The following is a 21,951-nucleotide window of genomic DNA, read 5'->3' as shown; positions in this document are numbered from 1 at the left end:
TATTAGCGCACGGCTAAAGCCGTGGCTACACCAGATAAGAAAGCCCCAAACACCCCACCAGCCCAATAACGGACACAATCGTCTCCATCATCGTCCAGCTCTTCAGCGTTTGCGGGACGGTGAGGCCGAAGTATTCCTTGAATAGCCAGAAGCCGGTATCGTTGACGTGGCTCAGGGTAAGGCTGCCGGCACCGGTAGCGAGCACGAGGAGTTCCGGGCTGGCAGCGCCGCTCTGCGCCAGGGGCAGGGCAATGCCGGCGGCGGTGATGGCCGCCAGGGTGGCAGAGCCGAGGGTGACGCGCAGCGCCGCCGCAATCAGCCAGGCGATGAGGATAGGGTTAGCGTTGAAGCCTTCGAGGGACTGGACGATGTAGTCGCTCGTACCGCTATTAACGAGTACCTGCTTGAAGGCACCACCTCCGGCAATGATGAGCAAAACCGCCGCCATGGGCGCGAGTTGTTTGCCGACCCGCTTCATGAGGTGAGCCATGGAGATGTCTGTCTGCCGGCCGAGCACGAACATGGCAAACAGTACCCCGACCAGCAGGGCGAAGGTGGCATCGGTGATGAGGCTGAGCGGGCTGAAGCCCGCCGTGCTGCCGTCCGCTGCTCCTCCAACAAAGCTTTGCACCAGCGTCCCCGCCCCCAATAACAACACAGGGAGTAAGGCGCACAAAAGGCTGGTTCCAAAGCCGGGAAGCTGCTCGGGGAGTTTCACTTTGTCGAAGGCTAAGGCGCCCTTCGTTTGCGGCATATTCTTAAGCGTCCGGGCCAGTAACGGACCAGCCAGAATGACCGACGGAATGGCCAGGATGAGACCATACAAAAGCACTTTGCCAATGTCGGCCCCGTAGGTGTCTGAAATCAATACTGGTGCCGGATGCGGCGGTAAAAAACCGTGGGTAACCGACAGCGAGGCCACCGTAGCCACGGCCACCATCGCCAGCGGAAGCCCCGTTTTCTCAGAAGCACTGATGATGATCGGGGCCATCATCACGAAAGCCACCGAGTAGAACAAAGGGATGCCGACCAGAAAACCCACCAGACAAAGGCCCCAGAGGACCGCCATCCCTTTTCGTCCTTCCACCAGCCGGTTGGTGATGACCTGCGCCGCGCCGGTTTCGGCAATGACGCCGCCCAAGACAGCTCCTAAACCCAGAATGATCGCCAGGCCTCCCAGCGTACCTCCAACGCCGCCCTTAATGGCCTCCATGGTTCCCGTCGTTCCCATACCAAGCGCCAGGCCCGCACCAATGGCAACCAGAATGAGCGCAATAAAAGGGTGCCATTTCAGCCAGATGATGAGCACCAACAGGGCCAAAACGGCGAGGAAAGTAATGAGTATAGGCATGTCGATCTTTTAATGCATGGGCGATTTGGAGGCCCAACATACCAAAAGACCGGCGAACTAAAGAATTATCCCTTCAGCACCACGTCCAGCATACTCGGAAAGCTAAGAACGGAATCTCCCCACCTATCCTTAATGGCTTTCTGATTACTCAGGAGATGCTTTTCCTGATAGATATTGAAGACCAGCCGGGAGTTGAAGGTTAGCAACAAGGCATAAGTTGGTCCGTCAGTCTCGTCAACGCCCAGTAAGCGGGTCAGCTGGTAGCGCTCCACCGTCCCTGTTTCCATAACGGCGGGCAGGTAGGCGCGTTCCATCCACTTTAGCCATTCGGCGTGGATGCGGTGGTCGATTTTGGAGGTGACGTTGTAGATGAGCAAAGGGGAAGGGGATTAAAGGAATAAATGATTAAGGGAGTAAAGGAGGCTAAAGAAACCGGAGCGTAAAGGTAAAATAGATCTCTTATTCTCTTTTCACCCTTTCATGGGGCTGCTGAGCGGAGAGCGTCCGGTTTCGAGTTTGCATTGCCCTTACTCCCTTTAACTCCCTTACTCCCTTACTCCCTTACTATAGAAGCTCCCAAAGCCCGCAGTCGCCCGTCAATATCCTGGTACCCCCGGTCGATCTGATGGATGTTATCGATCCGGCTGGTGCCTTCAGCGGAGAGGGCGGCAATGAGGAGAGAGACACCGGCACGAATGTCGGGGCTGGACATCGAGATGCCGCGCAGCGGCGCCCGGCGATCCATCCCGATCACGGTGGCTCGGTGCGGGTCACAGAGGATGATCTGAGCACCCATGTCGATGAGCTTATCGACGAAGAAGAGCCGACTCTCGAACATCTTCTGGTGGATGAGTACGGAGCCGCGAGCCTGAATGGCCGTGACGAGACAGATACTCATCAGGTCCGGCGTGAAGCCGGGCCAGGGAGCATCGTAGATGGTCATCAGTCCACCGTCAATGAAGCTCTGAATTTCGTAATGGTCGTGGGCGGGAATGTGAATGTCGTCGCCCTTCATGTTCAGGGTAATCCCCATCCGTTCAAAGGTGCGGGGGATGATGCCGAGGTTCTGTATGGAGCAGTCTTTGATCGTAATGTCCGAGCCCGTCATGGCGGCCATACCGATGAAGGAGCCGATCTCGATCATGTCGGGCAGCATCCGGTGTTCGGTGCCGCCGAGGCTGTCGACGCCCTGGATTTTCAGGAGGTTAGAGCCGATGCCTTCAATCTTAGCGCCCATCCGGTTCAGCATCTTACAGAGCTGTTGCAGGTAAGGTTCGCAGGCGGCGTTGTAGATCGTGGTTTCGCCATCGGCCAGGGCCGCTGCCATTACGACATTGGCGGTGCCGGTGACGCTGATCTCATCCATGTGGATGTACGTGCCCTTTAACCCCTTGGTGGTGAAGGTATAGATGTGGCGGTCGGCGTCGTACTGAAAGTCTCCGCCGAGGGCCTGCAGGCCGAGCAGGTGGGTGTCCAGTCGGCGGCGGCCAATCTTATCGCCGCCAGGTTTGGGCAGGGTAGCGCGGCCGTAGCGGTTCAGCATGGGCGCAATGAGCATGACGGAGCCACGAATGCGCTGGGCATCACTCACGTATTCCTTGCTCAGCATGTACTCTACGTCGATGTTCTTAGCCGTGATGCGCACCGTTTGCCGGTCTATTCGATCAACCTCTGCGCCTAGGCCCGCCAGCAGGTCGAGTAGTTTATTGACGTCTAGGATGTCAGGTAGGTTCTCAAGTAATACGGGCTCGGGCGTCATCAGACAGCAGCTGATGATCTGTAGCGCTTCGTTCTTAGCGCCCTGTGGGATGATTTCGCCGGAGAGCTTATGCCCTCCTTCAACGATGAAGGTTCCATTGTCGGTCATAGGCGCGAAGGTAGTTAAATTCGATTCTCGATTCTTGATTTTTTCAAGGAGCATAGTACGGTGGGTTTGTTCAAGAGCGTGATTGAAATTGACTTTTGAGGCGACTGCTGACTGATATCGTTTTGGATAAGGCGCGAAGAAGGAGCTTGGCCGTAGCCAAGTGACTGATGAAGCAACGTAATCCAGAACGATATTAGGCGCAGGTAGCCCAATGGGTTAATTTTAAACACGCTCTATTGCAAAGGTGGGCGCAACCGCAGGTGCAGGGTGAGGGGATCTAGAATCCGTGGAGAGGTGGTGAGTATTCGTAAGGTCAATGGTGCTACCGTAGGCCAATGGCTGTAGCCACGAATGAAAAGTGGCGGGGAGATCTTTTTACGCCATAAGTTTATCTTTCTGCCAAAAGCTGCAGGCTTTTCCACCCTTAATTTTCCTTCCCTTTCAGGAGGACGAAAAAAGATGTTATGAATGTATTATTCGTTTGCTCCTCTAATCTTCATCGGTCAAAAACAGCACAGGACTATTGTAAACAAGAATTCTCCGGCTGTCAATTCCAATCAGCAGGTACCAACCAGAAGAGCTGTACAAAGCACAAGACTACCTTTTTGTCGGAAGAAATGCTTGAGTGGGCCTCCGTTGTTTATGTAATGGAAACGCATCATCTAAATTTGATTAATGAGGCAACAGCATTTAGCTACAATAGCAAAATGGTGGTCCTGGGCGTACCGGATGTATATACTTATTGGCAGGATGAACTAATCAGAGAGCTTGACCCTAAAGTGAGGGAGAGCCTTCGGGTTTTAGGCGAAAATAACAGCGGGACGCATCCTATCCTCGCTCAAAGAATTATCGCCTTAAAGAAGGCGGACTTGCAACGACGACAGGAACTCATTCAAAACGGTCAACTGGGCAAGGGCTATGATGAAGAAATGGAGGCGCTGCATAATCGTAATGCTGCGGCACTTGACGTAATCATCAACGAGATCGGTTATCCGACCCTAGACAAGGTCGGGGAAGAGGGGAGTGAAGCGGCCTGGTTAGTGATCCAACACGCGATTAGCCGGCCAGCTTTTATGAAGAAATGCGCCCAACTCCTCGAGCATGCCGTTGGGCGAAAGGAGGCCAGCGCCGTCAGCCTTGCTTACCTGACGGACCGTATCGCCACCTTCGAAGGCAAGCCGCAGCTATACGGAACCCAGTTCGATTGGGATGAACACGGGCAACTCAGCCCAAAACCCTGTGATAATTTGGTGAAGGTTGACCAAAGACGAAAATCGATTGGACTCAACACGCTGGAGCAGCAGACGGAGGTCATGAGAAAACGAGCTGTAGCGGAGAAGGAGTCCGCACCGGTTAGCTTCGCCAGTCGGGAGAAAGAAATAGAAGAATGGAAGAAAAGGGTAGGGTGGCTAGAATGAGCAGTGCTGATTAGATGGCGATTGACTTATGGTGTAACCAGTTGATCCGCATGCATAAAAGGTAAGAAAATGGTGACTCTTGTTCCGGAAGCTTCTCCATGCTCATACAGGTCTTCAATGCTGGCGTCAACATTATCGTAGCCTAAAAGGCGAAGGCAGGCTATTCTTTCACTGGTGTTGATCGTCGCGATGGATAGGTGACCCTGAACCTGTTGGTCTTGCGAATTTTTTTTGGCGGCTACTCGCCCCCGCCCGTTATCCGTGACCACACACCAAATTCCCTTTCCGTTTTCATCAGGCTTGAACTCTACGGTTAACTCACCCTGCCGGGTAAGCCCGGCTAAGCCATGAAGGATTGCGTTTTCCACTGCGGGTTGAATGACCATACTTGGAATTTCCTCCTTGGAATTAATCAGGGAAGGGGCTACTGAAAGAGAATAGGTGAAATCCTCCCTGAACCTAAGTTTTTCCATGTCAAGATAAGATTGAATGAATTCGATTTCCTGGTCAAGTTCAATGTGGACCTGAGTCGTACTTTTGGTAATGGAACGCAATAATGTCGCAAACTTTCCTAAGTATTTGTAAGCTTCAATTTTTTCTGATTTTAAGATGTAATTCTGAACACCTCCTAATGCGTTGAAGATAAAATGGGGGTGCATCTGAGACTGAAGAGCCTGTAACTTTGTTTCAGCAATTAGTTTTTGTTGTTCGGCGGTTTTTCGCTTTTGCCGATTGCGCATGAAAAAGTAGATGCCTGGAATGAATAAGGCTAAAAAGGCACTTATCGCAGCGGAGCCCCTTAGTCGTATTTGGTAAAATTTTTCCTGCTCCTTCCTTTTTTCAATCTCAATATCTTTATCTAATAATTTTAGCCGGGTTTTCATAGATTGAACGGACCTGGTTTGTTCTATTCCCATCAATTTGGTCTGGATCTGGTTTACTTTCTCCATGGCAGCTAAAGCCTGGCTATATAAACCTTGTGCTTTTAAGAGTTCCGTTCGGTATTTCTCACAAAACATTTGAGCGTAAACAAACCCTACTTCATCAGCCATTTCACACCCTCGGTCCAGATAGAAGGTGGCCATCTCAAATTCATTTTTCCCCAGGTAAGCACTTTGCAGATTGAAACAGAGAAAGATGTTAGAGATCGAAGTCGAGATTTCTTTAAAGTCGATATTCTGGTTGAGAAATTCAATGGATTCGTCAAAACGATTAAGCCTGTTGTAATTGTAGGATACGTTTAAGATTCCTCTTTTTTCTATTTCTTTCAGGCCGTGCTGTCGGGCAATATCTATGCTTTGATTAATAACAGCAATAGCACTATCGTACTTTGACTGGTACGCAATAATTCCCCCTAATACGTTTAGAGTTCCAGCTTCAATGGCTGGATGTTCGATGCTGCGCGCAAAAGCCAGTGTCTTATATCCGTATTCTTTTGCTGAAGGGAAGTCATGAAGGAGGGTGAAATTTGAGCTTATGGACATCATAGTCCAACCAATAGCAATAGAATCTTGCGCGCGCTTGGCTAGCTTCAAACTTTCCTCACAGGCATTAAGTGCTTCGGGGAAATCACCATCATTTGAATAAATCCGGCTAATGGCATTTTTTACGTTGGCAGCCTTTGAAAGATTACCCTCCTGAAGGCATTCTTCGAAAACGATTTCAGCTGCGTATAATACATTTTGTCGATCCGTAAATAGATCGATCCAATTAGTTCTGTTGATGTACCAGTTTTCCAGTCTTCTGTCACCTAAATTGGAGCTTAGATATGGGCGTAAATAATCCGTCAGTTCATCAATTTTTTCAGGATCTATCCCCGCAGCAATCATCGAAGACTTAGACAACATAGCCTTTGGACTTTCCTCCTTGCTGGTTGAAATGAAATCAATGGTCGTGCCAACACAGCTTTGCAAAAGGAAAGCCACTACGACAAGATAGATTAGCGATTTATTTGTGATCATGAGTAATTCCTAATGAGTAAGAACTTAAGACAAGGTAGACATTTTGCTATAAGGCAATCTTCTTACTTGTTAACCGGATGGGAGCAAAATTACCTTATCTTGATGGGACGCTAACAAGAAATGGCTTCTGTTGGTGGAAAACAGAAGCAAGCAGGCGCCTTTTTGTACGTCTTTTGATTCACACTTATATCAGAATTATTTCACTATGCTACGCTTCTTCGGCTGGACCTCCCTGGTCCTTGGTCTTCTGGCCATCATCATTTTTGCTTTCGGCTTTGACGAAGACATCGTATACGGCTACCGCGACTGGAAGCACGAACAGTGGCTGGAAGAGTGGCTCAAAACTGCCAGACCAACCTTCGCCGAAAACGCTCATCACCTCCCGGCCGCGGTAACTGCGGATTACCTCGGCGAGCAAAAAGACGTAGAAATATTCTTGCCGAAAGGCTATGAAGACAATGACTCCGTCCGCTATCCCGTCCTCTACTTTTATGATGGAGATAACCTGTTTGATCAAATCACCGGCGAAGGCAGTGAGTGGGAAGTGGATGAATGGATCAACCGAACAGATTCTCTTGGTGGTCCTTCCTGCATCGTGGTCGGCGTCTCTAGCGGAGACAACCGCTCGGCAGAATACAAACCCTATCCATCGGATCAGGTACGGGAAGAAGGCGAAGTGTTCGGTAAAAAGCACGCCGAATGGTACGCCAGGGGCCTAAAGCAATGGGTGGATGCCAATTATCGCACAAAGCCCGAACCGGAATTTACGGGCATCGGTGGCTGCTCCCTGGGTGGGCTGATGGCCCACTACAGTTTGATGACTTACCCCGATGTCTACGGTCTGGGCATCATCTTTAGTCCCTCTCTCTGGGTCGATGAACCCCAGTCCTTAGATCTGGTGGATGCTCACCCCGATGTAAGTAAACTCCGCGTTTTCATCAATTCCGGTGAACTGGAAACGCCCATTGTAGAAGGCTCCGAACGTCTGCGCGACCGGCTCCTGGTGGCCGGGCTGCCCGAAGACCAGCTCTTGTTCGATATCGAACCCGGTGAAGGACACTGGCACGCTACCTGGAAGAAGGGCTTTAAGAAGGCGTATCCCTGGATAGTGGAATAGGCCTTACATCCGATTCCCCCGAGCCCTCAGGCACATGTCAGCTAAAACCAGCGCCGCCATATTATCCACAATGGCAATGGCTCTTGGTAATACACAGGGGTCATGTCGTCCTTTACCGCTCACGGTGACCTCTTCCCCCGCTTCATTGACGCTGGTTTGATCCTGAATGATGGTCGCTACGGATTTAAATGCCGCCCGGAAGTAAATGTCTTCTCCGTTGGAGATGCCGCCCTGCACCCCGCCACTGCGGTTGGTTCGGGTTCTGACGGTGCCGTCTTCCTCCGTATAGAAGGCATCGTTGTGCTGGCTGCCGCGCAGCGTGACGCCCGCAAAACCAGAGCCATATTCAAAGCCCTTGCAGGCGTTGATACTCAGGATGGCTTTGCCTAACTCAGCGTGTAGTTTATCAAAAACAGGCTCTCCCCAGCCAGCAGGTACACCCGTGATGACACAGCTGACGACGCCGCCAATAGTATCTCCGTCTTTACGGACGGCAAGAATCTCTTTTTCCATTGCCGCCGCTACTTTCGGATCGGGGCAGCGCACATCGTTGGATTCGATGAGGTTCAGGTCCAGCTCCTGGTAGGGTTTGTCGATGGTGATATGCCCTACCTGACTAACGTAGCTTTTAACGGTGACACCGTAGCTGCGCAGGAATAATTGCGCCACTGCTCCGGCAGCTACGCGCGCCGCCGTCTCCCTCGCAGAGCTGCGGCCGCCTCCCCGATAATCACGGATGCCGTACTTCGCGTGGAAGGTGTAATCCGCGTGGCTGGGCCGGAATTTGTCGAAGATATGTCCGTAGTCTTTACTTCGCTGGTCTTTATTATAGATGACCATGCCGATGGGCGTACCGGTCGTTTTACCTTCGAATACGCCGGAGAGCACCTGTACACCATCGTTTTCTTTACGCTGGGTAACGATGCGGCTCTGCCCGGGCTTCCGCCGGGCGAGTTCCGCCTGGACAAAGTCCTCGTCAAAGTCGACCCCCGCCGGGCAACCGTCAATAATGACACCAAGGCCAACGCCGTGGCTTTCGCCGAAAGTGGTGATGCGGAAGTTTTTACCGTAGGTGCTGCCGGGCATGTGTAGTCAGATAGTCAATGAGTCAAGCAGTCAGGCAGTCGTTCCATTTAGTAGAAGACTACTGACCTTATTTCGGCGGCGAAGTTACGATGGTAATTGGGGAGGGAGTAGTAGAAATTCGCGGGTTCTCCGATAGGAACGAAAGCCTGGCCGAAACCGAGCCCATCAAACCAGAAGGTCCTCAATTAATTCTTTGTCCGGAAGTCCCGGATCATCCAACCGGGAAATATGGGGTACGCTTTTACTCCGGGATTTGATTTGGGTGACAATTTTCGGCGCACTGACATTCGTCCGGCCGCTGGCCAGCAAACATTGGTCATTTTTAAAAACATCATAGCGAAAGCCCATCCAGCCATAGCTGGTGACGACGCGGAAATGATCGACACCAAAACTGTGAACAGCGTCTGTGGTGAAGTGGTGGCTCGTGCCGATGAAATGCGTCTTTTTACTGGCCAGCTGCCCGTTGAAGTAGACCGTTTCCTGGCTTTTCCATAGGTTTATATGGATTTCCAGCAGGTCATTGCCAATGGGAAGACTAAGAACACGCATCTAAATTCCTTTGGGGTTATAAATAGGGTCTATACAAGTTCGCTCTCCTGCCAGTCATCAGCAGACATCGGCGGTGCTTCCCGCTGGCGACGAGGAGAAGAGTTGAGGTCTAAGCCGGGAGGCTCGGGCATTTTTTCCCGCTTGACGTGTGTCAGCTGATCCCGCCAGGTGCCCAGTAAAACTTTACCATTACGTTTGATGCCATAGGAGGTGCCGTTGAGGCCAGCGCCAACACGGACGAAGAAGTCAGCAACTTCTCCATACTCATCCGCTACGGCGAAGGTGTGCTTGCTGGTGAAGAAGCGTTTCTTGCGGCTCATCACTTCGCCGTTCCAACGTACTTCGTCGATTCCTTTCCAGCCGTAGCGGTGGATTTCCAGTAGATCATTACCAATGGGCATGCTGATTCTTAACATTAAACGAGGTCTTCTTCGTGGTATAATGCTTCCGGATTCGTGACCCGGCTCCGTCGGGCGTTTCGGGAGCGGTTGGGGCGGCTGCGTCGCTTAGCTTCAGAGCTCTGGGCCAGTAGCGTTTCTTCGTTGCGGTAGACATCAACAGTGATGCCGGCCATACCCATCAGGATTACTACCCGGTAATAGTCGGTGCCATTGCCGTCATCAGTAGAGATCGCAAAATCGTGATCACCACGGAACCAATTGAACTGCCGGCTCACTTCATAGCCATTAAAGGTGACGGTTTCCACGCCGGTCCACATATTGTTGTGTACCTCGAGGATGTCGTTGTCGATATTGAAAGAGATAAGTTTCATGCTCGCAGCTTTTAAAGTGATACCACTAAGTAAGCGCAGATTTAGCCAAGGTAGAAATCCTTTCGATGAAACGGGATGGGAACTCGATGAACGGAGATGGATGGCCTGGTAGTCTTGTAATCTGGCGGCCTAACACATTTTGTAGGCGACAATGTGGGTAGACGTCGCGCAGCGACCTCCTTCAACTCCTCTTCTCCTTCCGCTCCTTCGGAAAGTAAAGTCGCGTAGCGTCCAAAATCTGTGCAGTAATTGGTGTGAATCTGTGATGATCTGTAGTTAAAGTCGCGCAGCGGCTTCCGGGAAAAGCCCGTATATGTCAGTCAACTCACCACCGGAGGTGGCTCGCTACTGCTCGTATCCGGAGGCAACTTCGTCCAGCTCCGTTCTCCGTTTTTACCTTTATTCTTCGGCCTCCGCGTTGAGAATTGAGTCGTGCAGGGGGTTGTCCGCCCCATCCCTGCTCCTCCAACTTCCCTCTGCACCTGCGCGCCGTCGCCCACTTCATCTGGTGACCAACGTGCCTAAAAATGCCGTGATCCGTTACCTGGCGCAATATTCCGGTAATTTCCCGAAAAAGCGTTGCAGCAAAGCGTACATTAGCCCCTACCGCAGAGCTACCTTTGTGGCCTAACCAAATTCCCCGGGCAATGACGCGCCTTGCACTTACCCTTTTCCTGTTTACCAGTACCGTTGCACAACTTTGTGCACAATCTGCTTCTGAACCACCAGCGGACTTTCTGCGTAGCATGGGTAAACTATACGTAGTTGTGGCAGTAATCGTCCTTGTATTTCTGGGGCTTGCTATTTACTTGTGGTCCTTGGATCGCAAACTGACCAGATTAGAGAACCAAATTGATGATCATGTCTAAAAATGTTTCTTTTCTTGATAGCGTAAATCGCTATTTTGACGCGGCTGCGCCGCACACCGGCCTGGACGAAGGCCTTCTTAAGCAAATTAAAGTTTGTAATGGTGTCTACCAGATTCACTTCCCCGTAAAGATTAACGGAAAAGTGGAGGTGTTAGAAGCCTACCGTGCCCAGCACAGCCACCACCGAAGCCCCACCAAAGGTGGTATCCGGTATTCGAATCACGTAAATCAGGACGAAGTTGTTGCCCTGGCAACACTCATGTCTTACAAATGTGCCATCGTTGATGTGCCCTTTGGCGGCGCGAAAGGCGGAGTGAAAATCAACCCCTGGGAGTACAGCGAACAGGATCTGGAAAAAATTACCCGCCGCTATACCACCGAACTGATTCGCCGCAAATTCATCGGCCCCGCCGTTGATGTGCCCGCTCCTGACTACGGAACCGGCAGCCGCGAAATGGCCTGGATCTACGATACCTATCGCTCTTTTCACCCGGATGATATTAACGCTGCAGGTTGTGTAACCGGCAAGCCCGTTAATCAAAATGGTGTTCGTGGCCGTACGGAAGCGACCGGTCGTGGTGTCTTTTATGGCATTCGCGAAGCTTGCAACAACAAAGAGTTGATGGATAAGCTCGGCCTCAGTATGGGCATTGAGGGCAAGACGATGGTCATCCAGGGGCTAGGTAATGTGGGCTCGCACACGGCTACCATTAGCCAGGACGAAGGCGGCGTGAAAATCATCGGTGTTTCTGAAGTTGAAGGCGCTATCTATAACCCGGATGGTATCGACATTCACGCACTTCTGCGTCACCGCGCGCATCACGGTAGCATCCTGAGCTACCCGGACGCCCGCATTTATGGCAAAGACAAGCGCCGGGCCGTGATGGAGTTTGATTGTGACATTCTGGTCCCCGCCGCTCTGGAAAACCAGATTGACGGCGAGAATGCTCCCAACGTGAAGGCTAAGATTGTCGCTGAAGCTGCCAATGGCCCGGTAACGGCTGATGGAGCCAAAATTCTCGCTGAGCGCGGCGTGATTGTCATTCCCGATATCTACCTCAATGCGGGCGGGGTAACGGTTAGCTACTTTGAGTGGCTTAAGAACCTTAGCCACATGCGCTTCGGCCGTCTGGAGAAGCGATTTGATGAGCGCGCCTACCGACGGATCGTTGATCAGATTGAAGCCACAACGGGCAAAACGATCAGCGAAAGAGACAAGGAATTGATCATCCGTGGTGCGGATGAGATCGACCTCGTGCGGTCCGGATTGGAGGAAACTATGATTCAGGGCTTCAACCAGGTATATAAAATGTATAGTGACAACGCAGAGATCAAAGATCTGCGTACAGCCGCTTTTGCACTGGCAATCAGTAAGATATCCAGTGATTACATAGCGCTCGGAATTTGGCCATAATCGCTTTTTTGTAAAATAAAATACTTTTTACGGCGAAATTTTGAAATAATTGTTGGTGCGGCTATCTTCGCCGCACCAACAGTTATAGTTTACCCTATGTCCGATAAACTCGATAAAATAGACTTGCACATCCTGAAGATTTTGCAGGATAACAGTAAGATTACTAACCTGGACCTGTCCAAGCGTATTGGCCTCAGCCCGGCTCCAACCCTGGAGCGGGTAAAGAAGCTGGAGCAAAACGATACCATTCAGAGCTACCACGCTCAGGTAAACCCGGAGGCCATCGGTCTTATGGTGAAAACCTTCGTGCTGGTTTCTTTGGATTGGCGGAAAGATATGGCCCGCGAAAACTTCCTGTCGCAGGTTGAGAGTATTGAAGAAATCACGGAATGCTACATCATTACTGGTGAAGCAGACTTCCTGATCAAGATTGTCTGTAAGGACATCCCGACCTACGAGCGATTACTCTTTAAGACACTGCAGCAGATTGATGAAATCGAGCGTCTGAAGACGCTCATGACCCTCTCTACGGTAAAGGACAGTAAGCTGCTGCCCTATGATTATCAGGTGGAGGACTAAGAGAAGGCAAGCAGCCTTACGCTAAGGTTTTACTGCAGGCTTTCCATCAGGCTTAGCAGTCCGCCTACTACGATAAGTACGAAAATCAATACTACCGGAGCCAGCAGGAGGGTAAGCAATACCCGGCCTAAAATCTCCCGTATGGACCATCCCCACTTCGTGTTATGACTCGTCCTGACGGGCGTGTCGAGCAGTTCCCCTGGTTCTGCCCTGTTCCGGCTTACCTGCCCCGTAAGCCAGAAATAGACGTAATGCCCAATGGCCCAGAGTGCAGGAAGCATGGCCAGCAGAAAGAATAAGAGAATAAGCTTAAGAATCAGAGGCAGTTCGATGGCTTTTTATTTTCAGATGAGCTAAACTAATCCGGAAATACAGGATGTTTAAGGTTGGTCACATAAACGAAGATTTATGGTTCTTGTTATTTGTTTCACCATTCTTTGATGCAGTAAATGTCTGAAAGTAAAGATTCTACACTTAGCGTTGGCTTGGTCCAACAGTCGAACACCGGTAACCGGGAGGATAACCTCAGGAAGAGTGCGGGCGCAGCACGCAGGTGCAGGGAAGGTGGTGCCCAATTGATTGTCTTCCAGGAACTGCATACCGGATTGTATTTCTGCCAAACGGAGGATACGGCGGCTTTTGAGCTGGCTGAGCCCATTCCCGGGCCAAGCACTGAGTACTTCGGAGAGTTAGCACAAGAACTGGATTGTGTCCTTGTATTATCTCTTTTTGAACGCAGAGCACCTGGCTTATGCCACAATACGGCCGTCGTCATTGAACGCGACGGCAGCATCGCCGGGAAGTACCGAAAAATGCACATTCCGGACGACCCCGCTTACTACGAGAAATTCTATTTCACCCCGGGAGACCTTGGCTTTACGCCCATCCAGACCAGCGTTGGCAAGCTGGGCGTCCTTGTCTGCTGGGATCAATGGTACCCCGAAGCCGCCCGCCTCATGGCCTTAGCAGGTGCAGAACTGCTGATTTACCCTACCGCCATCGGCTACGAAACAACGGATAATGCCGCCGAAAAAGCCCGCCAGCGGGATGCCTGGATCATCAGCCAGCGCGCTCATGCGGTGGCCAATGGTTTGCCCGTCATCTCCGTTAATCGCACCGGCTTTGAGCCAGACCCCAGCGGTGTTACCGGAGGGATACAGTTTTGGGGCAGCTCCTTCGTCGCCGGCCCACAGGGGGAGTACCTCTTTCAGGCTCCCGAAGACGAAGAGACGCACGCCGTTGTCAGCATCGACCGTCAACGTACGGAGGACGTCCGGCGTATCTGGCCGTTTTTCCGGGACCGGCGCATTGATGCCTACGGAGGGCTGACGAAGCGGTATTTGGATTGAATTCAGGGCTCTGAAGGCCTGAAAACCTTATCTACCAATACTTAAGGGCTCATAACAAATAAATCCCCGGCTACTATAGGGTAGCCGGGGATTTTATATTGCTAATGCAACAGATGTAAAGGCGGGAACCGTATTGGTCTGATGAGTCGTTTCCTCCTGTTTCAGTTGGTGGAAAGCTGGTCTGACGACTAAGGTGTCACCGCCTTTACATTCAGTCAGGTCTGATAAAAGCTAGAAGCGGAAGCGAAGCCCCGTTTGCATCTGCCAGCGACTCAGCAGGCTGAAGTCGTTATTGAAGGTGCTGGTGGTACTTTCATCAAAGCTGTAAATTGGAGTGCCATCCTCCTGAATGCTAACACCAATCGGCTGTGTAGTAGTAGGGAATTGACGTACACCCCAGCTGCTGCTGATCATGTTGCCAACGTTGAGAATATCGAGCGTGAATTCCACCTTACGCTTATCCGAAAGGCTGATCTGCTGCGCAAGGCGAACATCCCAGTTAGAATACCATGGGCTCAGGATCGCGTAGCGCTCCTGGTAGTTGCCACGGTTTTCGCTGAGGTACTCATCCTGCTCAATGAAGGCATTGAATGCCTGCCGCTGGCTTTCACCACCCACGAAGTCTATGCTGGCCAGCTCCGTTTCAGTGGGGATGTAAATAAGGTCATTCAGCCCGGAACCGTCATTGTTGATGTCTCCGTTATAGGTGTAGCTGAACCGTCCGCCCTGGGCGTACTGGAAGAAGAGAGCGATGGTGGTCGTCCATTGCTTTGCGCTTCCATAGGTAAAGGCACGGTGGGCGCTGCCCACTACGCGGTGACGGTTGCCGTAGAGACTTGGTGAAAGAACGGCCTGGTTGACGTTGCCAAAGGCAGGGTTCCGTTCATAGGCGTCCGAGCTGATCTCCGCTTCAATGGAAGAAGCTTCTCTGGTGTCGTTGAAGTTGTACCCGATGCTGGTGTACAGGCCATTGCTCCAGTTGCGCTTCAGCTCCAGGCTGGCGTTGATGCTTCGGCCAATGTCCGTATTGGTAAATACATAAGCATTTGTTGGAGAGCCGAATAACTGCGCGCGGTCTTCAGCAGAGCGGTAAACGGGGCGATCATCCACACCGGGCAGGGTTCCTTCCGGCGTTCTCAGGCCGTAGTTGCGGACCATCATGGAGTTGACGTCTTTAGTGTAAATGAGGTCGGTACTGATCGTCCAGCCTTTGCCCGCAGCGAAGTCACCCCCCAGGTTCGTCCGCCAAACCTGTGGGAACTGGAAGTCACTGGCAGTCATGTTGTAGAAGAAGAAGTTGGGGTTAGCCACCTGATTGCCGATCCATACGAAGGGGAAACGGCCGCTGAACAGGCCGGAACCACCCCGTAGCTGAACCGTTTGGTCTCCTTTAACATCATAGTTGAACCCAAAGCGCGGGCTGACGAGGAATTTGGTTGTCGGTAAGTCGGTATGGTTGAAGGTGATTGCCTCGTTGTTCTCATCGTAGTAAACGATGCTGGGGTCATAACAGCACTGACGGGCAATGTTCTCTTCAATTTTTTCGGCGGTGTCGAAGTACAGCGGCTTGTCGAAGCGCAGGCCAAACGTAAGCGTCAGGTCTTTATTAACGGAGATTTCGTCTTGTACGTAAAGACCAAGCTGGCCAACATTGGTTTCTGCCAGGGCCCAGCTGGTTCCGTTATAGCCGGTGCCGGGAGCATTACCGTTTTCAAATGCAGGGATGGCGCCGAAGGCGAAGTTGGCCGGATCGCTACCGTTGACCGCAAAGTCAAAGACACCATTGTTGACTGCTTCAACGAATGCTTCCGGGCTGCTTTGGGCAGCTCCGTCTACGGGGCCGAAGACACCAGGGTAGGCGCCCAGGTTAAAGCTGTTGTCAAAATCAAAGCGCTCGAAGCTTACTCCGAGGGTAAAGGTGTGCTTGCCCTGGAAGTACTGCAGGTTGTTCGTGAACTGGAATACGTTCTGGTCAAGACGGTTATTGATCGAGAAAGGCTCATGACCCACTACGATGTAATTCGTTCCGTCCCGCTGAATGATGAGGCTGGGGAAGGGCGTGCTGAAGGGGTCGCGGAAATCTTCATAGTCAGAAGCACCTACCTGAAGCTTGTTACTCAGCTTATCCGAAAGAATACTGTTCCACTCGATAATCCCCGACTGAATCTTATTGTTGATCCGGTAGCCAGAGTTGAAGAACTGCAGGGTCTGCTGATCCGGACCACGACGGCCAAGAGCAAAGCGGTTGGCATTCAGATCTCTTCCTGCGTTCAGGAAGTTGTAGGTGGCGGTGATGGTGTTGCCCGGGGCAATGTTCCAGTCTAGTTTGAAGAGCCCTTTTTCGTTGTCAGTATCATGAAGGTAATTCTCGTAACCTCCGGTTTCGTAACCAAAACGGTTGCGGAGAGCATCGCTCACCGCATCAAGGTCTGCAGCTTCTACACGGCTTACCTGCGCACCGGAAAGGCCAGCGCGGGCGGCGAGGAAGTTAGAACCGAGGTCCTGCCGGCGTTCCAGTTCAAAGTTGGCGAAGAAGAACAGTTTGTCTTTAATGATGGGCCCGCCCAAGGAGGCGCCTGTTTGTATCTGACTTAGTTCGGGAACGAAGATGTCTTCTCCATCGACCTTGCTGCCGGTCATGTCCTGATTACGGTAGAAACCGTAGACCGTTCCGGAAAATTCATTGGTTCCGCTTTTGGTTACCGCGTTGACTCCGGCACCGGTGAAGCCGGCCTGGGTCACGTCATATGGGGCAAGGTTTACCTGAATTTGCTCAATGGCATCGAGGGAAACAGGCTGAGCGTTTGCCTGGCCACCGGCGGTAGCTTCATCCAGACCGAAGGGGTTGTTGAACACCGAACCATCAAGCGTAAAGTTGTTGTACTGATCATTACGACCACCAAAACTGTTGCCGTCGCTACTGGGAGCCAGGCGGGTAAAGTCACTCGCTGACCGGCTGATGGAAGGGAGCCGTTGGAGCTCATCCGTGCCAATCTGGGTAACGGCACCCGTACGCTCACTATTGATCAGGCTGTTTCTGCCAGCAGAAACGACGATCTCATCGAGCGTTTCACCGGCTTCCAGCAAGACAATGTCAAGAGTCCGCTTTTCACCCAGCTTTAGAGAGATGCCTTCAATTTTCTCGTCGCTGTAACCGATGTAAGAAATTGTAATGGTGTAAGGGCCTCCGATACGCAGGTTGTTGAGGGAATAGTAGCCGTCGTTCTGCGCGGTGGTGCCGTATTGAGTGCCCGTTGGGGTGTGAACGGCGGCGATGGTAGCTCCAATCAGTCCTAGTGCATCGGAGTCCGTAATCCTGCCATTAATGGCAGAAGTAGTGGCTTGAGCCTGCAGGCCCACTCCTCCACTTATCAGTAGGAAAAGGAATAAGTAAACGTGTTTCATATGGTAGTGAGGGGTAATCATTGGGCAATGGTTAGTGCACTGTACCAAATGCCCAGGTGAGGAAATTTCTCACAAAATTAAACTTTACTTAATCCGGCCGGGTGGTTTTCCACAGGAGGGGTGCAAATTGTGTAGAACTTTTGCGAATTTTCGCAAAAGTTAACGATGAGTTTACCCTTCACCGCCTTTTACCTTTACCCGGTACCTGCGTCTGCGCCACCTGCTGCTGCCGTGAAATTGCTGACTTTGGCGGTTTTATAGAAAAGCTCCTACTACCCGCCAGAGTGCCTCGTTCAGACTGGAAATCGCTTCCCCCATTCGCCAGTTATCCCGGTTGCGGGGTTCGACGTAGTTACTGATGGCCCGGAGTTGTAACGGCTCAATTCCGCTTTGTAAACAGGCATAGAAAAAAGCGGCTCCTTCCATACTCTCCACCTGCGCTTCGGGGAAGCGCTCGCGCCTCCGGGCGATGGTCTCCGCCGTGCCACTGACCTGATTGACGGAAAGCCCGGCACATTCCGGGAAGGGTAGCGAGGCCAGCCCCGCCGGAGCCCGTAGTACCCCTGATTTGTCGAAGGGTGGCCCGGGGTGAAGACCAATGTCACTAAGGTTAAGTAAGCGTCCGTCCTGTTCCTCCGCCCCCAGGTCGCCGAAGGTTTCACGGCTGATGCGTACTACCTGACCTAATGGTATCTTCCGGTCAATGGCGCCCCCCACACCCGCCTGAATGGCCAGCCCTGGCAGCTGGCCGCCGCCGAAACGATGGCCCAGCGCATAGGCGGTAGCTGTTAGTCCTACTCCCGTAAACAGCACTTCGATCGTTACGCCGTTGCTAAAGGTCAGTACATTGCCGGATTCAGATTCTGCCCGGGCCCGCAGCTTGTTTACCGTGGGTTCGATCTCGAAAACAGTGGCGGAAAGGAGGAGGATTTTCATTGGAAAGTAAATCGGTTTACTGCAAGGAGGGGATTGCCTGAATCACCACGCCTATCGCCGGTAAATGTAAATAGGCATCAGTCACTTTTCCACCCATGACTTGTTCTACAGCGGCACTGAGGGCACTAAGCTCGGCAAGGTAAAGTGGACGCTGAAGATCAAATTGCCGGCTGACATGCTGTATATCCATCAGCAGAACATAGGTGTTGGGGGAAGTGGTCACCAACCAGTCTACACTACGCTGAAAGCTGCGGTTGTCGAAGATGGTGGAAAGTGGAACCTGTCGGGCTACTTCCATTCCATACTTTGCACTGAGCCAATCCTTAAAGACGGTAGATTGCTGAATCAAACTTTTCACATCAATCTCCTCACCAGGCAGGTAGCTGGCCAACAGAGTAGTAGCTCGTTCTTTTCGGAGTTCTTCGTCCGTCATTGACCAGTCTCCCTGCAGGAAACGACTGACGGCTTGTCCGTAAAGGCGGTCGTCAATAGAAGGTTCGAGTGCCGGGGGTATATAGTAGCTAAATGGTGCTGCTGCGTTGCTGTCACCGAATGTTTGCAGCAGCCAGGGCTCCGTAACGGTCGCAGGCTCAATCGTTTGCCGGCCGGCCCGAGGGCCTTCCAGAAACGGAACGGGCTGGTGACTGAGTTCCCCCGAGGGCAGGTTTCTGGGCTCCGTCCAGGTCTGGGTGTACTTTGTCACTTCGTGGCCGGCCCAGTCAAAGGGCGCGTCCGAACTGTTAGGATCCAGAACGGGAATGATGCCCCCGCCCCGGGAAAAAGCCCGGTCTAGCCACGGCGCTCCGGTTTTGGCGGTGGGCAGGATGAGGTAATCACGCGCCCGCGTAAAACCAACGTAGAGCAGGCGGGCTTCTTCGGCCATGGCTTCCTCCGTGGCGGAGTCTTGCCACATGCTTTCAGAAAGCGCTTCCAGCCAGGGAACACCACTGGTTAATTTGCCGTAGGGGTTAACCCAGTATTTGAGCCAGCGGCCAGCCAGTGGCTGGTCGAGGTCCACTTCTTCGGTTTCCGAGACGATGGTGATGCCCCAGACATCAGCCCGTAGCTTTTGGTCGAGGTCCATGGCTACCACTGCCGGCCATTCCAGGCCTTTACTCCGGTGGTAGGTTAGTACATTGACGGCGTCCATCCGTTCGCTGGCGCCTTGCTGATCCCGCTGCCCGCGCAGCAATTCATCCAGGTACAGCAGGTAGCCACCAAGGGACGCAGCCCGGTGTTGCCGGTGGCAATTGTCTTCGTAGGCAGTGGCCAGGCGGCGGAGTTCATCAATGTTACTGAGCCGTTGCTCCCCGTCGCCCCAGGCGACGATGATGCGGCGCAGGTCCAGCCGTTCCAGCAGCAGGTTGATCATCTCGCTGGTGGAGTGTTCGTAGGTTGCCGCCCGTAATTCGTTGAGGGATTTAATGAGAACTTCGTCGTGCCCCCAGCGGATAGCTTTGCGTTTTTCCTCCGGCGAGAGTGTATCGTAATATTCCAGCCAGTCGAGCCTTTTCTCAATGATGTCAGGTAGGCCATAGCGCTGCCCGAAGAGGAGGATTTCGGCGACGGAGAGACTATCCTGCCGGTTCAGCATATACTTCAGGCAGGCAAGGAGGAGGTGCGCCTCGGCGGTGTCCAGCAGCCCCGTCCGGGCAATAGCCGCAGGTAGGCCCTGGGCGGCAAGTGCTTCGGCCATGGCAACACAGCCGTAGTTGGACCGGCAGAGAATGGCAATGTCGCCGGGGAGCAGAGACCGTTCCTCTTCGCTGCCCTTGGGGCGGCAGGGTGGGGGACTGTCCAGCAGTTCCCGGACCGCCTTGGCCACCACCGCCTGGTTCCAGGATTTTGCGTAGCGGGCTTTGCCTTCCAGCTCAAAGTGCCAGTGCAGGATGCCCGAGCGTTCGGCCATTTGGGCGCTTTCCGCAGGTGCAAAGGAAGAACCGGAGCGCAAGCGAACGGGTTCCAGTACCACCGCTGGCTCCGGAATCTCCGGAAAAGCTTTGGTGAACAGTGCATTGCAGGCATAGACGATGTCTTCCCGGCTACGCCAACTGTTTTTCTGGATGTTGGCCGGGTCCATCGGGCCACTGGCTTCCATGACGGCCTTCATCAGCCGGGGCTCCGCCCCGCGGAAACCGTAGATGGATTGCTTCGGGTCGCCGACCCAGACACTTTGGCGGGCGAGCTTGCTCAGCTTGAGGAATACGGCCAGCTGAATGGGGCTGGTGTCCTGGAATTCATCGACCATCAGAAGGTCGAGCTCCCGTTCCAGGGTGGCTTTGACGCCCGGGTGATCCAGCAAATCCAGCACCAGCACTTCCATATCAGTGTAGTCGATTCGGCCACGACTTTTCTTGTAGCGATCATATTCAGCAATGGAAGCCTCTGCCGCATCGAAGAGAAGATCCTGGTAGCGATGCAGGTCATTCTGGAAGGCAGCGGTAGTGGTGTGCGCCAGGCCAATGTCGACGATAATGTCCACAAACTCCCGGCTTTTGGCCCCGACCTCTTTTTCAAAACGAGCAAGTTTGCATAACTCATGCCAGGGCAGGTAGCCTCTGCGTTGCAACTGCCCCGACAGCCGGCGTAAATAGCTGATGGCCGTGGCCGTTTTTTTGGTCCCGTCAACTTCTTCATTTCCCCGCAAGGCGGCAATGGTTTCCGTCAGGGCAATTTTAAGGCGGCTGGTGAAGCTTTCCGCCGTAAGCCGCTCATTCACCGGAGGCAACAACTCGGCCAGGCTCGACCAGGAGTTGGCCTTGCTTCTGGCAATCGTCGCGGCGGAAAAATTATTACCTCGGATGATCTCCACCAGCCGCAATACTTCCTTTCGCCAGTTGAATTTTTCCCCGTCCCGGCTAAGACCCAGTTTGTCGCAAAGCGTTTCAATTTCTTCGATGGTCTCCAGGCTGATTACCGCTGCCATACTGAGGTTGAAGAGCCGTTGGTGGTCTTCTTCTGCAATAATGTCTACCTGAGGAGAAACCCCGGCCTCAAAGGCAAAGCGGCGCAGCAGCTTTACACCCAGCCCATGGACCGTGCCGATCAGGGCGTTTTTCAGCTCGTTGGCTTCACGGCTCATGCCTTCCCGCAGTAGCTTTACCCGGACTCTTTCCCGGAGTTCGGCGGCGGCTTTTTTGGTAAAGGTGGTAGCGATGATTCCGGAAGGGCGGGCGGTGCCCGCCGTCAGTAAGGCAGTCATTTCCTCCGTCAGGCGGTACGTTTTGCCACTGCCGGCACCAGCGGAAATAAGTTTAAGGTTTTGGGGCATGAGGCGA

At 52.6% G+C, this 21,951-nt stretch carries 18 protein-coding genes; 6 read left to right on the top strand and 12 right to left on the bottom strand.

Annotation, left to right across the window (positions count from 1 at the left end):
* Positions 1 to 25: 25 nt before the first annotated feature.
* From BM123_RS01400 to murA, 3 genes are all read right to left on the bottom strand, one after another.
* On the bottom strand, positions 26 to 1,351 hold the full coding sequence (locus BM123_RS01400; protein WP_090165010.1) for a gluconate:H+ symporter: 1,326 nt from the start codon (positions 1,349 to 1,351) through the stop codon (positions 26 to 28).
* Positions 1,352 to 1,416: 65 nt separating this feature from the next.
* A complete protein-coding gene (locus tag BM123_RS01395) occupies positions 1,417 to 1,728 on the bottom strand; it encodes a DUF4286 family protein (protein ID WP_090165009.1) in 312 nt (103 codons plus the stop codon).
* A gap of 176 nt (positions 1,729 to 1,904) precedes the next feature.
* Positions 1,905 to 3,218 carry a UDP-N-acetylglucosamine 1-carboxyvinyltransferase gene (gene murA, locus BM123_RS01390; RefSeq protein ID WP_090165194.1) on the bottom strand — a complete coding sequence of 438 codons (1,314 nt, stop codon included), beginning with the start codon at positions 3,216 to 3,218 and terminating at the stop codon, positions 1,905 to 1,907.
* Positions 3,219 to 3,682: 464 nt separating this feature from the next.
* On the opposite strand from murA, the gene BM123_RS24510 reads away from it, so the two are divergent.
* Positions 3,683 to 4,636, top strand: coding sequence for a DUF6624 domain-containing protein (locus BM123_RS24510; RefSeq protein WP_245748377.1), 954 nt, complete (start codon positions 3,683 to 3,685; stop codon positions 4,634 to 4,636).
* A gap of 26 nt (positions 4,637 to 4,662) precedes the next feature.
* Here BM123_RS24510 and BM123_RS01380 read toward each other — a convergent pair whose 3' ends face one another.
* On the bottom strand, positions 4,663 to 6,597 hold the full coding sequence (locus BM123_RS01380; RefSeq protein WP_090165008.1) for a histidine kinase: 1,935 nt from the start codon (positions 6,595 to 6,597) through the stop codon (positions 4,663 to 4,665).
* A gap of 205 nt (positions 6,598 to 6,802) precedes the next feature.
* Here BM123_RS01380 and BM123_RS01375 point away from each other — a divergent pair, with 205 nt between their 5' ends.
* On the top strand, positions 6,803 to 7,714 hold the full coding sequence (locus tag BM123_RS01375) for an alpha/beta hydrolase (RefSeq protein ID WP_090165007.1): 912 nt from the start codon (positions 6,803 to 6,805) through the stop codon (positions 7,712 to 7,714).
* A gap of 3 nt (positions 7,715 to 7,717) precedes the next feature.
* Here the strand turns inward: BM123_RS01375 and aroC are convergent, their stop codons facing one another.
* The 4 genes from aroC to BM123_RS01355 all read right to left on the bottom strand — a co-directional run bounded on the left by aroC (position 7,718) and on the right by BM123_RS01355 (position 10,121).
* Positions 7,718 to 8,800 carry a chorismate synthase gene (gene aroC, locus BM123_RS01370; RefSeq protein WP_090165006.1) on the bottom strand — a complete coding sequence of 361 codons (1,083 nt, stop codon included), beginning with the start codon at positions 8,798 to 8,800 and terminating at the stop codon, positions 7,718 to 7,720.
* A gap of 165 nt (positions 8,801 to 8,965) precedes the next feature.
* Positions 8,966 to 9,349 carry a hypothetical protein gene (locus tag BM123_RS01365; RefSeq protein ID WP_090165005.1) on the bottom strand — a complete coding sequence of 128 codons (384 nt, stop codon included), beginning with the start codon at positions 9,347 to 9,349 and terminating at the stop codon, positions 8,966 to 8,968.
* Positions 9,350 to 9,378: 29 nt separating this feature from the next.
* Positions 9,379 to 9,765 (bottom strand): hypothetical protein, encoded by a 387-nt coding sequence (locus tag BM123_RS01360; protein WP_090165004.1) that lies wholly within the window; start codon positions 9,763 to 9,765, stop codon positions 9,379 to 9,381.
* Entirely contained in the window at positions 9,765 to 10,121 is a 357-nt protein-coding gene (locus BM123_RS01355; RefSeq protein WP_090165003.1) for a hypothetical protein, read from the bottom strand. Before BM123_RS01355 ends, BM123_RS01360 begins: the two co-directional genes overlap by 1 nt.
* 647 nt (positions 10,122 to 10,768) lie before the next feature.
* On the opposite strand from BM123_RS01355, the gene BM123_RS24505 reads away from it, so the two are divergent.
* The 3 genes from BM123_RS24505 to BM123_RS01340 all read left to right on the top strand — a co-directional run bounded on the left by BM123_RS24505 (position 10,769) and on the right by BM123_RS01340 (position 12,983).
* Positions 10,769 to 10,990, top strand: coding sequence for a CcmD family protein (locus BM123_RS24505; RefSeq protein ID WP_090165002.1), 222 nt, complete (start codon positions 10,769 to 10,771; stop codon positions 10,988 to 10,990).
* The gene (locus BM123_RS01345; protein WP_175489213.1) at positions 10,977 to 12,404 is read left to right on the top strand and encodes a Glu/Leu/Phe/Val family dehydrogenase; all 1,428 of its coding nucleotides are present in this window, start codon (positions 10,977 to 10,979) and stop codon (positions 12,402 to 12,404) included. The genes BM123_RS24505 and BM123_RS01345 overlap by 14 nt, the downstream gene beginning before the upstream one ends.
* A gap of 96 nt (positions 12,405 to 12,500) precedes the next feature.
* Positions 12,501 to 12,983, top strand: coding sequence for an Lrp/AsnC family transcriptional regulator (locus BM123_RS01340; protein WP_090165001.1), 483 nt, complete (start codon positions 12,501 to 12,503; stop codon positions 12,981 to 12,983).
* 29 nt (positions 12,984 to 13,012) lie between these two features.
* Here the strand turns inward: BM123_RS01340 and BM123_RS01335 are convergent, their stop codons facing one another.
* Positions 13,013 to 13,264, bottom strand: coding sequence for a hypothetical protein (locus BM123_RS01335; protein WP_090165000.1), 252 nt, complete (start codon positions 13,262 to 13,264; stop codon positions 13,013 to 13,015).
* A 168-nt stretch (positions 13,265 to 13,432) separates the two neighbouring features.
* Between BM123_RS01335 and BM123_RS01330 the strand changes: the two genes are divergently transcribed.
* Positions 13,433 to 14,332 carry a carbon-nitrogen hydrolase gene (locus BM123_RS01330; protein ID WP_090164999.1) on the top strand — a complete coding sequence of 300 codons (900 nt, stop codon included), beginning with the start codon at positions 13,433 to 13,435 and terminating at the stop codon, positions 14,330 to 14,332.
* Positions 14,333 to 14,563: 231 nt separating this feature from the next.
* On the opposite strand, the gene BM123_RS01325 is transcribed toward BM123_RS01330, so the two are convergent.
* The 3 genes from BM123_RS01325 to BM123_RS01315 all read right to left on the bottom strand — a co-directional run bounded on the left by BM123_RS01325 (position 14,564) and on the right by BM123_RS01315 (position 21,944).
* Complete coding sequence (locus BM123_RS01325; RefSeq protein ID WP_090165191.1) at positions 14,564 to 17,737, bottom strand: TonB-dependent receptor; 3,174 nt, start codon at positions 17,735 to 17,737, stop codon at positions 14,564 to 14,566.
* A gap of 255 nt (positions 17,738 to 17,992) precedes the next feature.
* Positions 17,993 to 18,673 (bottom strand): futalosine hydrolase, encoded by a 681-nt coding sequence (mqnB, locus tag BM123_RS01320; RefSeq protein WP_090164998.1) that lies wholly within the window; start codon positions 18,671 to 18,673, stop codon positions 17,993 to 17,995.
* A gap of 16 nt (positions 18,674 to 18,689) precedes the next feature.
* Positions 18,690 to 21,944 (bottom strand): UvrD-helicase domain-containing protein, encoded by a 3,255-nt coding sequence (locus BM123_RS01315; RefSeq protein WP_090164997.1) that lies wholly within the window; start codon positions 21,942 to 21,944, stop codon positions 18,690 to 18,692.
* Positions 21,945 to 21,951 lie beyond the last annotated feature (7 nt).

The sequence above is a fragment of the Neolewinella agarilytica genome, from assembly GCF_900110645.1.
Taxonomy (GTDB): domain Bacteria; phylum Bacteroidota; class Bacteroidia; order Chitinophagales; family Saprospiraceae; genus Neolewinella; species Neolewinella agarilytica.
Note: the sequence above shows the minus strand (reverse complement) of the source record. Positions and strands in the feature narration are given on the sequence as shown.